General features: G+C 57.0%; 15 protein-coding genes. 10 read left to right on the top strand and 5 right to left on the bottom strand.

Features of this window, described 5'->3' with window-relative positions; all coding sequences use genetic code 11:
* Positions 1-23 precede the first annotated feature (23 nt).
* On the bottom strand, positions 24-578 hold the full coding sequence (locus tag ACTJI7_RS11505) for a fimbrial protein (RefSeq protein WP_028014728.1): 555 nt from the start codon (positions 576-578) through the stop codon (positions 24-26).
* A gap of 576 nt (positions 579-1,154) precedes the next feature.
* Between ACTJI7_RS11505 and ACTJI7_RS11500 the strand changes: the two genes are divergently transcribed.
* Entirely contained in the window at positions 1,155-2,180 is a 1,026-nt protein-coding gene (locus ACTJI7_RS11500) for a TerC/Alx family metal homeostasis membrane protein (RefSeq protein WP_028014727.1), read from the top strand.
* Between the two features lie 60 nt (positions 2,181-2,240).
* Here ACTJI7_RS11500 and ACTJI7_RS11495 read toward each other — a convergent pair whose 3' ends face one another.
* Entirely contained in the window at positions 2,241-2,903 is a 663-nt protein-coding gene (locus ACTJI7_RS11495) for an HAD family hydrolase (RefSeq protein WP_028014726.1), read from the bottom strand.
* Between the two features lie 240 nt (positions 2,904-3,143).
* Here ACTJI7_RS11495 and ACTJI7_RS11490 point away from each other — a divergent pair, with 240 nt between their 5' ends.
* Entirely contained in the window at positions 3,144-3,671 is a 528-nt protein-coding gene (locus ACTJI7_RS11490; RefSeq protein WP_028014725.1) for an NlpC/P60 family protein, read from the top strand.
* Between the two features lie 5 nt (positions 3,672-3,676).
* Here ACTJI7_RS11490 and ACTJI7_RS11485 read toward each other — a convergent pair whose 3' ends face one another.
* Entirely contained in the window at positions 3,677-4,471 is a 795-nt protein-coding gene (locus ACTJI7_RS11485) for an SDR family NAD(P)-dependent oxidoreductase (protein WP_028014724.1), read from the bottom strand.
* 32 nt (positions 4,472-4,503) lie between these two features.
* Positions 4,504-5,385 (bottom strand): LysR family transcriptional regulator, encoded by an 882-nt coding sequence (locus ACTJI7_RS11480; protein WP_063155485.1) that lies wholly within the window; start codon positions 5,383-5,385, stop codon positions 4,504-4,506.
* A gap of 99 nt (positions 5,386-5,484) precedes the next feature.
* Here ACTJI7_RS11480 and ACTJI7_RS11475 point away from each other — a divergent pair, with 99 nt between their 5' ends.
* From ACTJI7_RS11475 to arnF, 8 genes are all read left to right on the top strand, one after another.
* Positions 5,485-5,991 (top strand): phenolic acid decarboxylase, encoded by a 507-nt coding sequence (locus ACTJI7_RS11475; protein ID WP_028014722.1) that lies wholly within the window; start codon positions 5,485-5,487, stop codon positions 5,989-5,991.
* A 323-nt stretch (positions 5,992-6,314) separates the two neighbouring features.
* Positions 6,315-7,454 carry a UDP-4-amino-4-deoxy-L-arabinose aminotransferase gene (gene arnB / locus ACTJI7_RS11470; RefSeq protein ID WP_063155486.1) on the top strand — a complete coding sequence of 380 codons (1,140 nt, stop codon included), beginning with the start codon at positions 6,315-6,317 and terminating at the stop codon, positions 7,452-7,454.
* A gap of 1 nt (position 7,455) precedes the next feature.
* A complete protein-coding gene (gene arnC / locus ACTJI7_RS11465) occupies positions 7,456-8,439 on the top strand; it encodes an undecaprenyl-phosphate 4-deoxy-4-formamido-L-arabinose transferase (protein ID WP_440670435.1) in 984 nt (327 codons plus the stop codon).
* Positions 8,436-10,418 carry a bifunctional UDP-4-amino-4-deoxy-L-arabinose formyltransferase/UDP-glucuronic acid oxidase ArnA gene (gene arnA, locus ACTJI7_RS11460; RefSeq protein WP_041911877.1) on the top strand — a complete coding sequence of 661 codons (1,983 nt, stop codon included), beginning with the start codon at positions 8,436-8,438 and terminating at the stop codon, positions 10,416-10,418. The genes arnC and arnA overlap by 4 nt, the downstream gene beginning before the upstream one ends.
* Positions 10,415-11,317 carry a 4-deoxy-4-formamido-L-arabinose-phosphoundecaprenol deformylase gene (arnD, locus tag ACTJI7_RS11455; protein WP_045259391.1) on the top strand — a complete coding sequence of 301 codons (903 nt, stop codon included), beginning with the start codon at positions 10,415-10,417 and terminating at the stop codon, positions 11,315-11,317. The genes arnA and arnD overlap by 4 nt, the downstream gene beginning before the upstream one ends.
* Complete coding sequence (gene arnT / locus ACTJI7_RS11450; protein ID WP_192979069.1) at positions 11,314-12,969, top strand: lipid IV(A) 4-amino-4-deoxy-L-arabinosyltransferase; 1,656 nt, start codon at positions 11,314-11,316, stop codon at positions 12,967-12,969. Before arnD ends, arnT begins: the two co-directional genes overlap by 4 nt.
* Positions 12,969-13,304 carry a 4-amino-4-deoxy-L-arabinose-phosphoundecaprenol flippase subunit ArnE gene (gene arnE / locus ACTJI7_RS11445; RefSeq protein ID WP_048957393.1) on the top strand — a complete coding sequence of 112 codons (336 nt, stop codon included), beginning with the start codon at positions 12,969-12,971 and terminating at the stop codon, positions 13,302-13,304. Before arnT ends, arnE begins: the two co-directional genes overlap by 1 nt.
* Positions 13,301-13,681, top strand: coding sequence for a 4-amino-4-deoxy-L-arabinose-phosphoundecaprenol flippase subunit ArnF (arnF, locus tag ACTJI7_RS11440; RefSeq protein WP_440670414.1), 381 nt, complete (start codon positions 13,301-13,303; stop codon positions 13,679-13,681). The genes arnE and arnF overlap by 4 nt, the downstream gene beginning before the upstream one ends.
* Here the strand turns inward: arnF and acpT are convergent.
* The gene (gene acpT / locus ACTJI7_RS11435) at positions 13,638-14,246 is read right to left on the bottom strand and encodes a 4'-phosphopantetheinyl transferase AcpT (protein ID WP_028014714.1); all 609 of its coding nucleotides are present in this window, start codon (positions 14,244-14,246) and stop codon (positions 13,638-13,640) included. The genes arnF and acpT overlap by 44 nt on opposite strands.
* Between the last annotated feature and the right edge of the window lies 1 nt (position 14,247).

Here is a 14,247-nt window from a genome sequence, read left to right as displayed (position 1 = left end):
TGCCCGGAACTGAGTTGAATGATTTATTTATAGATAATGGTGTAATCCGCAACCGCATCTGCCTTACCGGCGGTCACAGCATCCAGGGATGATTTATAACGGGCTGAATACAGCAGGGTGGCTGCCCCCGTGGTGCCATCACCGGTAATAGGAACAAATTTATTCGGGTTGTCGCCCAGTTTTAACGATGTTCCATCTTCATTCAGGAATTCAATACCCAAACCCGTTGCGGCGTCGCCACCGGTTTTAAGCGCGAGCAGATTATTATCATTAGCATCATAGGCACCGCCAAATCGTGCTCCGGCTGATTTAAGGACGGCGGTATCGCAGTTAGACAGTTCTATCTGGATACGGTGAATACCCGCAACGTCACCTTTTTCTTTAAATGCTGAAGACGAGATGGTACCCATATCGATCGTTGGGTTCCCGCCCTGACCGTTAATATCGACATCACAGGTGCTCGCGGTAATCATACCCGTGAATTCAATCGTCCCTGCGCCTTTACCTGGCGCTGCATGGCTGGAAGGACTGGCAATTGCAGCCAATAAAAATCCCATGGTAATAACGGATTTATTCATTTTTTAAAATATTCCTCAGTGTGTAAAAGGTAGAACAGTATTATTTCGGGTTAGTCACTCGAAAGCGTTGTTGTGGTCACGGGATGTGGATATTCCGCTAATATGAAACATTAAGGTGGATATTCATCATCGCTTATCAGTCCATGTGAAAAACTTCCATCACAAGAAGTCTGAATATTTTTCTGGGTCAGGTTAACAAGCGTTTAAAAAAAATAAAGTGAGAACGTCATGATTTGTCTTTGGTTGTTTTAAAATCAATGAGTTAGGTTGTTTTTATCAGGGTTTTATCAGCAATTCAGTGTGAGAATTTTACGGCTTATTTACTACTTGCCGTATGTCAGGTTCAGCTCAGATAATAAAACTTTCATAATAATGAAAGAATAATCTCCGGAAGAACACGTTGCCTTCCCGGAAGATGTAAGGGGAATCCTGGCGCTTTTAACATCACATTTACATTGCCGGGCTGGCGTCAAGAAGTGTTATTATTATTCTCTTGCCCGGTGATACGGGCGTTTTCTTTTTTTTGTTGCAAACGTTGCCTCTGCCAGCGCGCAGATGAAGGTTAAGGATAGATTCATGGCTTCTGCTCATCTCGGTTTCCCGACTGAAACCGTTGTTGTCTTTGTGGTGATGGCCGTTGGGGCGATGTTTATCGACCTCTTCATGCACCGTCACGATAAACCTGTTTCGCTGAAAAGTGCGGCCATGTGGTCCGTTTTCTGGTTCTCGATGGCGATGGCCTTCGCCGGTTTTCTGTACATCCACCACGGCGCCGAGATGGCGAGCCTGTTCCTCACCGGTTACGCGCTGGAAGAGGTGCTCTCCATCGATAACCTGTTCGTGATGATGGCGATCTTTGCCTGGTTCGGCGTGCCGGATAAGTACCGTCACCGTGTGCTCTACTGGGGCGTGCTGGGGGCGATTGTCTTCCGCGGTATTTTCGTGGCGATCGGCACCAGCCTGCTGAGCCTGGGGCCGTACGTGGAGGTTATTTTTGCGCTGGTCGTCGGCTGGACGGCGGTGATGATGCTCAAGCGCAATGAAGAGAGTGACGAAGTGGAAGATTACTCGGGTCACCTTGCCTATCGCCTGGTGAAACGCTTCTATCCCGTCTGGCCCAAAATCAGCAGCAACGCGTTTATCCTGACGCAGAAAGAGGTGGATGCGGAGCTTGAAAAGCCGGAAAACCAGGACGTAACGGTTGGCCGCGTGAAGAAGGCGAAGCGCTATGCAACGCCGCTGCTGCTCTGCGTGGCGGTGGTGGAACTCTCTGACGTGATGTTCGCGTTTGACTCCGTACCGGCGATTATTGCGGTAAGCCGCGAGCCGCTGATTATCTACAGCGCCATGATGTTCGCCATTCTCGGCCTGCGTACCCTCTATTTTGTGCTGGAAGCACTCAAGCAGTATCTGGTGCACCTGGAGAAAGCGGTGGTGCTGCTGCTGTTCTTCGTGGCGTTCAAGCTGGGTCTGAATGCGACCGATCACTTCTGGCACCACGGTTACAGCATTGGCGCGACGGCCAGCCTGTTTGTGGTGTTAGGTGTGCTGGCGCTGGGGATTATTGCGAGCGTGATGTTCCCGGGGAAACGTGAGGCCTGATGCACCGCTTTTCTCCCTCTCCCTGTGGGAGAGGGCTGGGGTGAGGGCAACAGACCGCACCTAACCCTTAATCGGTGAATTCCGACGCTTGCGCGGGTGATGGAAGTGCCGCCAGTGTGGATCCTGCGCCGCGGCCAGCAGTTCGTGGTCGCCGCGGGTGTCGCCCCAGGCTCGCAGATGATAGTCGTTCAGATCGCCATACACCTTCTCCAGCCTTGCCACTTTCTGGGCGCAGCGGCAGTTATTGCCCGTAATGCGTCCCGTCAGCTTGCCGTCCTTCACTTCCAGCTGCGTGCCAATCAGCTTAATGCCGAGCCTGTCCGCCCACGGCTGGAGCACCAGCGCCGGCGACGCAGAGCAGATCGTCACTTCCGCGCCGGAATTCACCTCAGCTGCCACCGCCAGAACCCCTTCGGGGCGCATCAGCTTGTTCCAGTATTTTTCGCAAAAGGCTTCCGCCTGCTGGCGTAGCCAGTGTTCGTCCACGCCCGTCAGGAACGTTTTAATCAGCACTTCCTTCAGCTCATCACGCGTCAGCTTGCGGCGCACGCAGTGGAGCGTGGGCAGCGCCATGCGCACCAGACGACCCGCAAAGTAGCGTTTCCCAAAGGCAAAACGCAGGAAAGGGATAAAGCTGTCGTGGTGCGTGAGCGTCCCGTCAAAGTCAAAGACAGAGAGCACGCTGGATTTCGCCACCGTCTCGTCGGCAATCATATTGGTCATAAATACGTCTTAGCTGAATTACACATTCTGTCGATCAGTTTACCTGCTTTATCTGAACAGTCCTTACATCACCACCCTTTTTTTTCTCAATCTTGCGATCTGAAAGTGAGTCCAATTTTGGCCTCAATAATGATTGGTGAAAAAGTGAGCAGTCTATATTATCGCCACATCGAAAGATATTTCGGGGGAACGTTGGCCTCCACAGGTAAGGAAAAATTCATTCTTAGCTCCTGTTTAGATATGACATTCAGATCGCTTATTTCAATCCTCACGTTAAGTTTTGCTTCGTTTTCCGCACTGAGTTTTCAGTTGCCCGCATCGATGATCTCCGCCGATAGCACATTTGCGGAATCGCCGGTGAAGTCGGCCCTGCTTCACCAGGAGACAGGCCCACTCCGCTCCCGGATACTGGATCAATACCAGAAATGGAAAGGGACTCACTATCAGTGGGGCGGCACCACGCACCGCGGAGTGGATTGCTCCGCGCTTATGCAGCATCTGTTCAGCGATGCGGCGCATCTTTATCTGCCGCGCACGACGAGCGAGCAGATCCATCGCGGTGTACAGGTAGCGCAATACCGTCTGAAGGCGGGAGATTTGGTCTTCTTCCAGACGGGCCCGAACCGCAGGCACGTTGGCGTGTATATCGGTAACAGCCAGTTTATTCATGCCTCCAGCAGCCAGGGCGTAACGGTCTCAACCCTGACTGATGACTACTGGCAGGATCGTTACATTACCGCCCGTCGTGTCGCGGGCAGCGCCGCCTGACGACATTAAATAATGTCATCCACCACGCCACCATCGACGCGCAATGCCGCGCCTGAGGTGGCGGAGGCCTGCGTCGAACAGACATAAATCACCATATTAGCCACCTCTTCAACGGTGGCGGCGCGCTGGATAACCGAGCTGGGGCGGTTGGTCATGACAAATTCTTTCGCCAGCTGCTCCAGCGATTTACCGGTTTTCTCGATCTCATCTTTCATCATTTCAGCGAAACCGTCGGACATCGTCGGGCCCGGCAGCACGCTGTTCACCGTCACGCCGCTTCCCGCCACGAACTTCGCCAGCCCGCGCGCCAGCGAAAGCTGTGCCGTTTTGGTCACCCCGTAGTGGATCATGTCTGCCGGGATATTGCAGGCTGACTCGGAGGAGATAAACACCACGCGGCCCCAGCCTTTTTTCACCATGCCCGGCAGCAGGGCGCGGGAGAGGCGCACGCCGGACATCACGTTGGTCTGCCAGTAGCGCTCCCAGGTTTCATCGTCGGTGCCATAGAAATCCTGCGGGCCGTAAATCCCGGCGTTGTTCACCAGAATATCGACGTCGCTCGCGACCTTCAGCAGCGATTCAACCCCTTCCGCGGTGCTGAGATCGGCAATGGCTGCACGCACCTGCACGCCAGGCACAACCTGCTGCAGCTGCTGAATACCTTTGTTCACCGAGTCGGTGCTGCGGCCATTAACGATCACTTCCGCGCCGCTTTCTGCCAGGCCTCTGGCAATGGCAAACCCGATCCCGCCGGTTGAGGCGGTGACCAGGGCCACTTTCCCTGCAAAGTCGATTTTCATCATCAGCTCCTTATCGTTTTAACGTTCGGACCTTAAAGCGTAGCAGGTGATGATGACGGCTCCTGGCTAAAAAGGCGCAGCAGGGTTTCAACCTGCTCATCCAGTGGGGCGAGGGTGCGCTTCACGATCAGATGCAGCGGCGTGGCCCGACGAACACCGTGGCTCAGCGGGAGGATTTTCAGTACGCCTTGCTCCAGCTGGGGCTGAATGCGTTCCTCTGGCAGCCAGCCGTAGCCGACCTGCGAGACGACCGCCTCTATGGCAGCGTCGATGGTCGAGAACGTCCACGACTCGCCTGCAGCCCGCGCGGCGTTCTGGCTGTCCGCAATCTGGATTAGCGGCCACGGGCGCAGCATCTCATCATTCAGCGGCGCGTCGAGGCTAAAGAGGGGATGCCGGTGATGCGCCACGGCGACAAAGTCAATGTTCATAAGCCATTCGCCGAGCCCGGTAATGTCCTGGCGGCGGGTTAAAACCATCACATCGGCCTCGTTGTTCATGGCATCGGCGCGGGTATTTTCCAGCACCTCCGTGAGGCGGACCTGAGTTTGCGGATACTGCTGCTGGAACTGACGCAGAATGGCGAACAGGCGGCGGCGTGGGAAAATCGAGTCCACCACCAGGTCCAGCCGCGTGCGCATCCCGTTACGAAGTGTCGCCGCGCGCGTCTCGACATACGAAAACGCTTTCAGCAGCGGTTTCACCTGGCCGAGAAGCAGTTCTCCGGCCGGGGTCAATACCGCCCTGCGCCCCTCCGGCGCCAGCAGCGCCACGCCCAGCCGCTCCTGCAGCAGCGACAGGTTATAGCTCACCGAGGACTGACTGCGGTGGGTTTCTTCCGCAGCTTTGGCAAAGCTGCCCGCATCCACCACTTTTTCCAGTAAGGCCCACTGTTCCAGCGTCGTCTTGTGCATAATTTATCTAAAATTTGGATGAATTTGATTAAAACATAGCGTTATTCATTCATTTTTTGAAGGCTTAAGATCGTCTTATCAAAACGAAGGAGACATCTTATGAACACATTCGACAAACACGACTTAAGCGGCTTCGTTGGCAAACATCTGGTTTATACCTATGACAACGGCTGGAATTACGAAATTTACGTCAAAAACGAGACTACTCTCGACTACCGTATTCACAGCGGTCTGGTGGCGAACCGTTGGGTTAAAGATCAGCAGGCTTACATCGTGCGGGTAGGGGAGAGCATCTATAAAATCTCCTGGACCGAGCCAACCGGTACGGACGTTAGCCTGATTGTGAACCTGGGCGACAAACTGTTCCACGGCACCATCTTCTTCCCGCGCTGGGTCATGAACAACCCGGAAAAAACCGTCTGCTTCCAGAACGACCATATTCCGCTGATGAACAGCTATCGCGATGCGGGGCCGGCATATCCAACAGAAGTGATTGACGAATTTGCCACCATCACCTTTGTACGCGACTGCGGTGCGAACAACGAAAGCGTGATTGCCTGTGCAGCCAGCGAGTTACCGAAAAACTTTCCCGATAACTTAAAATAAGCGCGACAATTAACTAAAAAGAAAAGTTCCCGGTTATTTCTGCTTTTACAGAAATAACCGGGTTTTTTTTTGTTTGTTGATGTTCGGTTTAAAATAACATTTTGTAAAAATTGAGTCTGATCACGAAATAAATAATTCATAATTACATAAGCTATTGTTTACAAATGAATTAATATTGATTTAGTTACAACTAAATTACGCATCTTAATTTTTCCCTAAGAAATGAACGATACCTTGATATGAGTTTATGGTTCGTTGAAATAAACGAAAAAGTAATTGGTTAATATCAAGCGCGTGCCATTCTTATTGCAAGGAAATTAATGATGAGTGATTTTTTGCCTTTTTCCCGCCCGTCGATGGGTAGTGAGGAATTAGCGGCGTTGCAGGAGGTTTTAACCTCCGGCTGGATCACCACAGGGCCTAAAAATCAGGAACTTGAAGCGGCATTTTGTCAGCTGACGGGGAACCAGCACGCGATTGCCGTCTGCTCGGCGACGGCGGGCATGCACGTCACGCTGATGGCGCTGGATATTGGTCCGGGCGATGAGGTCATTACCCCCTCCCAAACCTGGGTCTCCACGCTGAATATGATCGTGCTGCTGGGCGCCACGCCGGTCATGATCGATGTGGACAACGAGACATTGATGGTGACGCCGGAAGCGGTTGAAGCCGCCATTACCCCGCGTACCAAAGCGATTATTCCCGTGCATTACGCCGGCGCGCCGTGTGATATCGACACCATTCATGCCGTCGGTGAGCGTCACGGTATTCCGGTGATTGAAGACGCGGCCCATGCCGCCGGAACGTACTACAAGAACCGTCACGTGGGCTGGAAAGGCACGGCGATTTTTTCCTTCCACGCCATCAAAAACATGACCTGCGCGGAAGGTGGTTTAGTCGTCACGGATAACGCCCGGCTTGCCGCGCGGATCCGCAGCCTGAAATTCCACGGCCTGGGCGTGGATGCCTATGACCGCCAGACGCACGGCCGCGCGCCGCAGGCCGAAGTGATCTCCCCGGGCTTTAAGTACAACCTCGCAGATATCAACGCCGCGCTGGCGCTGGTACAGCTGGGTAAGCTGAAAGAGGCCAACCTACGCCGCGAGGCAATCGCGCAACGCTACCTGCGCGAGCTTGCCGATACGCCGTTCCTGCCGCTGAGCATTCCGTCATGGCCGCACGTTCACGCCTGGCACCTGTTTATTATTCGCGTTGATGAAGCGCGCTGCGGGATCTCACGCGACAACCTGATGGCGGCGCTGAAGGAGCAAGGCATCGGCACCGGCCTTCATTTCCGCGCGGCGCACACCCAAAAATACTACCGCGAGCGTTTTCCTGATGTATCGCTTCCGAATTCGGAATGGAACAGCGCGCGTATTTGTTCTCTCCCTCTTTTCCCGGACATGACTCATGACGACACAACCCGCGTCATTACCGCGCTCCATCAGCTTGCAGGACATTGATATGTTCAGCGCACCGCCTGTACAAAAAGTTTCTGTGGTCATCCCAGTTTATAACGAGCAGGAGAGCCTGCCCGAGCTGATCCGCCGCACCACGGCCGCCTGCGATACGCTGGGCAAAGCCTATGAAATTCTGCTGGTGGACGACGGCAGCAGTGATGATTCCGCGCTGATGCTGACCGAAGCCGCCCAGGCCGAAGGCAGCCATATTATCGCCGTGCTGCTCAACCGTAATTATGGCCAGCACTCCGCCATTATGGCCGGGTTCAGCCACGTTACGGGCGATCTGATTATCACCCTGGACGCGGATCTGCAAAACCCGCCGGAGGAGATCCCGCGCCTGGTGGCGAAAGCCGACGAAGGCTATGACGTGGTCGGCACGGTGCGTCAGAACCGTCAGGACAGCCTGTTCCGCAAGCTGGCCTCGCGCACCATCAACCGTCTTATTCAGCGCACCACCGGTAAAGCAATGGGCGATTACGGCTGCATGCTGCGCGCCTACCGCCGCCATATTGTCGACGCCATGCTGCACTGCCATGAGCGCAGCACCTTTATTCCGATCCTCGCCAACACCTTTGCCCGCAAGGCAACGGAAATTCCGGTCCTGCACGCCGAGCGCGAGCACGGGGAATCGAAGTATAGCTTTATGCGTCTCATCAACCTGATGTACGACCTCGTCACCTGCCTGACCACCACGCCGCTGCGCCTGCTGAGCGTGTTCGGCAGCATCATCGCCCTGGCCGGTTTTACGCTGTCCGTCCTGCTGGTGGTGCTGAGGCTGGTCTTTGGCCCGCAGTGGGCGGCGGAAGGGGTCTTCATGCTTTTTGCCGTGCTGTTTATGTTCATCGGCGCCCAGTTCGTCGGAATGGGCCTGCTCGGTGAATACATAGGCCGTATCTATAACGATGTTCGCGCACGTCCGCGCTACTTTATTCAACGTGTTGTCCGTCAGGAACACAAAGCATCTCAAGAGGAAAACCACCCATGAAAGCCGTTGTATTTGCCTATCACGATATGGGGTGCGCGGGCACGCTGGCCCTGCTGGAAGCGGGCTATGACATTGCTGCAATCTTTACCCATCCGGACGCGGCGGGGGAGAATCACTTCTTCGGCTCCGTGGCGCGTATCGCCGCCGAGCGCGGTATTCCGGTGTATGCCCCGGACGACGTCAACCACCCGCTGTGGGTGGATCGCATCCGCGCGCTCGCGCCTGATGTCATTTTCTCGTTCTACTATCGCAACCTGATCTGCGACGAGATCTTAGGCCTGGCCGCAAAAGGGGCGTTTAACCTTCACGGCTCTCTGCTGCCCGCCTACCGTGGACGCGCGCCGCTGAACTGGGTGCTGGTCAACGGCGAAACGGAAACGGGCGTGACGCTGCACCGCATGGTGCGCCGCGCGGATGCCGGGGCCATCGTCGCCCAGCAGCGCGTGGCAATCGACGCGGATGAAACCGCGCTTGAGCTGCATCATAAACTCTGCACCGCGGCGCAAAGCCTGCTGCGTGACGCGCTGCCAGCCATCCTCAACGGCACCTTCAGCGAAACCGAGCAGGACGAAAGCAAGGCCAGCTGCTTTGGCCGCCGCGCGCCGGAAGATGGTCGCCTGGACTGGAATAAACCCGCCCGCCAGCTGCACAACCTGGTGCGCGCCGTGACCGACCCGTGGCCGGGCGCGTACAGCTTTGCGGGCGTAAGCAAATTTATCGTCTGGAAATCCCGCGTGCGTGACGATATCCCGGCCGCTAAGCCGGGCACCGTCGTCTCCGTCTCCCCGCTGATTGTGAGCTGCGGCGAGCAGGCGCTGGAGATCGTCACCGGGCAGACCGACAACGGCCTGTACGTTCAGGGCACGCAGCTGGCGCAGTCTCTGGGTCTGGTGGCCGGGGCGCTGATCACCAGCGCGCCGGTGGTTGCCATCAAGCGCCGCACGCGCGTGCTGATCCTCGGCGTGAACGGCTTTATCGGGAACCACCTGACCGAACGTCTGCTCAAAGACGATAACTACGAGATTTACGGTCTGGATATTGGCTCTGACGCCATCAGCCGTTTCCTCAACAACCCGCGCTTCCACTTTGTGGAAGGGGATATCAGCATTCACTCTGAGTGGATCGAATATCACATTAAAAAATGCGATGTGGTGCTGCCGCTGGTCGCCATCGCCACGCCAATCGAGTACACCCGTAACCCGCTGCGCGTGTTCGAGCTGGATTTCGAAGAGAACCTGAAGATCATCCGCGACTGCGTGAAATACGACAAGCGCATCATCTTCCCGTCCACCTCTGAAGTGTACGGCATGTGTACCGACAAAAACTTCGATGAGGATGCCTCCAGCCTGGTGGTCGGGCCGATCAACAAGCAGCGCTGGATCTACTCTGTCTCCAAGCAGCTGCTGGACCGCGTGATTTGGGCCTACGGCGAGAAAGAGGGTCTGCGCTTTACCCTGTTCCGTCCGTTTAACTGGATGGGACCACGTCTGGATAACCTGAACGCGGCGCGAATCGGCAGCTCCCGCGCGATCACTCAGCTGATCCTGAACCTGGTCGAAGGCTCGCCTATCAAGCTGATTGAAGGTGGGAGCCAGAAACGCTGCTTTACGGACATCAGCGACGGTATCGAAGCCCTGTTCCGCATCATTGAGAACAAAGATAACCGCTGCAACGGTGAGATCATTAACATCGGTAACCCGGAAAACGAGGCGAGCATTCGCGAGCTGGCAGAGATGCTGCTGGCCAGCTTTGAGCGCCACCCGCTGCGCGATCGCTTCCCGCCGTTTGCCGGTTTCCGCGAAGTGGAAAGCAGCAGCTACTACGGAAAGGGCTACCAGGACGTCGAGCACCGTAAGCCAAGCATCCGCAACGCGAAGCGCTGCCTGAACTGGACGCCGACGGTGAAGATGGAGCAGACCATTGATGAGACGCTCGACTTCTTCCTGCGCACCGTGGAGCTATCGGAACAGGCCTCATGAAAAAAGTCGGTTTACGCATTGATGTCGACACCTTCAGGGGAACGCGTGACGGCGTGCCCAGACTGCTGGAACTGCTGAGCAGGCACGGCGTGCGTGCCAGCATTTTCTTCAGCGTGGGGCCTGACAACATGGGACGCCATTTATGGCGTCTGGTTAAACCGGCATTTCTGTTCAAAATGCTGCGCTCGCGCGCGGCATCCCTCTACGGCTGGGATATTTTGCTGGCCGGCACCGCCTGGCCCGGCAGACGCATCGGCGCGGGTAATGAAGCGGTTATCCGCGCGGCGGCGCAGCAACACGAGGTCGGCCTGCATGCCTGGGATCATCACGCCTGGCAGGCGTGGGCGGGCGTCTGGGATATCCCGCGCCTGTCCCGTGAGGTCGAGCGTGGAATGCTGGAGCTTGAGGCCATCATCGGTCAGCCCGTGCGCTGCTCCGCCGTGGCGGGATGGCGTGCCGACCAGCGGGTGGTCAAAGCCAAAGAGCATTTCGCGTTTCGCTACAATAGCGACTGTCGTGGAACCGGGCCGTTTTTGCCGCTGTTGGGCGAAAATCGCTACGGTACGGTGCAGATTCCGGTCACGCTTCCTACGTGGGATGAAGTGGTGGGGCGCGAGGTGAAGGCGGAAGCATTTAATCGCTACATTCTGGACCGCATCCATCGTGACGCCGGAACGCCGGTCTATACCATCCATGCCGAAGTGGAAGGGATTGCCTGGCAGCATGATTTCGATGAACTGCTGACGATGGCCGCTCAGGAAGGCATTGCGTTCTGTCCGATGAGCGAGCTGCTGCCGGACGACCTCAGCACTCTGCCCGTGGGTAAAGTCGTCCGTAATGAACTGGCTGGCCGGGAAGGCTGGCTTGGCTATCAACAAACCGTGAGTCCGGTCCCATGAAAACAGCCCGTTATGGCGTAGCGCTTTTCGCACTGTTTATCGTTTATTACTTCATTCCGGTCGATATTCGCCTGCTGTGGCAGCCTGATGAAACGCGCTATGCGGAAATCAGCCGCGAAATGCTGGCATCGGGTGACTGGGTTGTCCCGCATTTCCTCGGGCTGCGCTACTTTGAAAAGCCGATTGCCGGCTACTGGATCAACACTATCGGACAATGGCTGTTCGGGCACACGAACTTTGCCGTACGCGCCGGGTCGATCTTCTCCACCGGGCTCGCGGCGCTGCTGGTGATCTGGATGGCCTGGCGTCTCTGGCGGGATAAGCGTACGGCCATTTTCTCCGGCCTGATCTTCCTGACCCTGTTCCTGGTGTATGGCATCGGCACCTATGCGGTGCTGGACCCCATCGTCACCCTGTGGCTGGTGGCGGCGATGTGCAGCTTCTGGCTCGCCTCACAGGCGCGCACCGTGGCCGGAAAAGCGGGCGGCTATGTGCTGCTTGGGCTGGCCTGCGGCATGGGGGTGATGACCAAAGGCTTTCTGGCGCTGGCGGTACCGGTGATCGGCGTGCTGCCGTGGGTGATTGCCCAAAAGCGCTGGAAAGAGGTGCTGATTTTTGGCTGGCTCGCGGTCCTGAGCTGCGTGCTGATTGTTCTGCCGTGGGGGCTGGCCATTGCGCACCGCGAGCCTGATTTCTGGCGCTACTTCTTCTGGGTTGAGCATATTCAGCGTTTTGCCCAGAGCGACGCGCAGCATAAAGCTCCGTTCTGGTATTACCTGCCGTTCCTGCTCGCGGGCAGCCTGCCGTGGCTGGCGCTGTTGCCAGGCGCGCTGCGTCTTGGCTGGAATGACAGACAAAACGCGGGCGGCGGGTTCTACCTGCTGGGGTGGGTGGTGATGCCGCTGCTGTTTTTCAGCATCGCTAAAGGCAAGCTGCCGACCTATATCCTGCCCTGTTTTGCCCCGCTGGCTATCCTGATGGCGCGCTATGCTTGCCTCGCGGCGGAAAAAGGGGCCAAAGCGTTGCGCATTAACGGCGGCATTAACCTGGCGTTTGGCGCTATCGGCGTGGTGGCGGCGCTGGCGGTCTCGCCGTGGGGGCTGGCTAAGCATCCGGTCTGGACATCGGTCGAACTGTATAAAGTCTTCTGCGCGGTGGTGGCGTTCCTCATCTGGGGCGCGGTAGGCTGGTTTACGCTGCGGCAGAGCCAGCGGCGCTGGTGGCTGGCGGCGCTGTGTCCTGCGGGTCTGGCGTTGTTGATTGGTTTTGCCATTCCGAACCTGGTGGTGGATTCCAAGCAGCCGCAGTCGCTGGTGGATACCGTGCGCGAGCCGCTACAGGGCAGCCGCTTTGTGCTGACCAATAACGTTGGCGTGGCCGCGGGCCTGGCGTGGGAGCTGAAGCGCAGTGACATCACGCTGTTTGCTCAGAGCGGCGAGCTGCGCTACGGGCTGGATTATCCCGATGCGAAAGATCGCTTTGTCAGTGAAGACGACTTCGCGCAGTGGCTGGCAACGCATCGTAAGCAGGGAAGCGTGTCGCTGGTGATGCTGCTGTCTAAACGTGACGATATTGCAGAGGCGAATTTACCGCAGCCGGACAATCTCTATATCCAGGGGCGTCTGGCCCTGCTGGAGTATCTGCCGAAGTGATGACCTGGACCTGGCTGATACTGGCAAGCCTGCTGAGCTGCGCGGGACAGCTGTGCCAGAAACAGGCTACCCGTCCGGCGAAAGTCGGACGGCGTGGCGCGCACATCATGCGGTGGCTTGGCCTGGCGATGCTGGCACTGGGCTGCGGAATGCTGGTCTGGCTGATGGTGCTGCAGCGCCTGCCCGTCGGCGTAGCTTACCCTATGCTGAGCCTCAATTTTGTCTGGGTGACGCTGGCGGCGAAGGTCTTCTGGCGCGAGCACGTTGCTGTGCACCACTGGCTGGGGGTCGGGTTCATTATCATGGGGATTATCGTGCTGGGAGGAAGCCTGTGAAAGGCGCGTTCTGGGCGTTATGCAGCGTGCTGTTAGTCAGCGCCGCACAGCTGTTGCTGCGCGATGCCATGCAGGCTCTGCCGCCGGTCAGCGATTTTCTGACGTTTATCTCTGCGCTGTGGCACGTTTCGTCCGGCACGGGCGCGCTGCTGCTGGGGTTAACGGGATACGTTGCCTCCATGGGCTGCTGGTATCTGGCGCTGCATCGCATGGCGCTCAGCAAAGCGTATGCCTTGCTGAGCCTCAGCTATATCCTGGTGTGGGGCGCGGCAATCCTGCTGCCCGGCAGGGGGGAGCACTTCTCCTGGCATGGGCTGCTGGGCGTCGCGTTGATTATGCTGGGTGTACTGGTGATTTTCCTGCCCCGACGTGAATAATCGACTCGGTGGTCAGGGTGTAAGGGGTCGAGGTACAGACGGCAAGGCTCAGAGAACCGAGCTGCAGCTGGCTGACCGAGTGCGACTGCGCCGTGCTGTCGATGCTGACAATCTGCCAGGCGCTGCCGCCGCGCTGTTTCACAATCGCTTCTTTGCGCGTCCAGATACGCCAGAAGGCAGAAAGCTGTTCCTCGGGCGCTTCACGCTCCAGCTCGTCATGCTCTGTCAGGCTGAAAACGGCGTTGGCCAGCGCCTGCCAGTTCTTGCGGGGGCGTATCACTTCGATATCGCAGCCCACTTCGCCTTCATCGCTCATCAGCAGAGCGATATCATCACCGCTATGGCTCAGGTTGAACCACAGCGGATCCCCCTTCGCAAATGCCGGCTTCCCCTGCTCGCCGTAAATGATGTCGGGGAGCGGGTGAGGGGATAATGTTCTGGCGAGCAGCGTCCGGCCAGCCAGCCAGGAGGCCTGTCGTGCACCCTGAGGTGCCTTATCTGCAAGCGTTGACGCCAGCGGGTCCGCGCAAAGGGTGGAAATTTTTCCCAGTACAAACCGGTACATA

Origin of the sequence: Enterobacter sp. 22499, from assembly GCF_052044815.1 — a bacterium.
In the GTDB taxonomy this organism is placed as follows: Bacteria; Pseudomonadota; Gammaproteobacteria; order Enterobacterales; family Enterobacteriaceae; genus Enterobacter; species Enterobacter bugandensis.
This window is presented reverse-complemented; position numbering and strand designations above follow the sequence as displayed.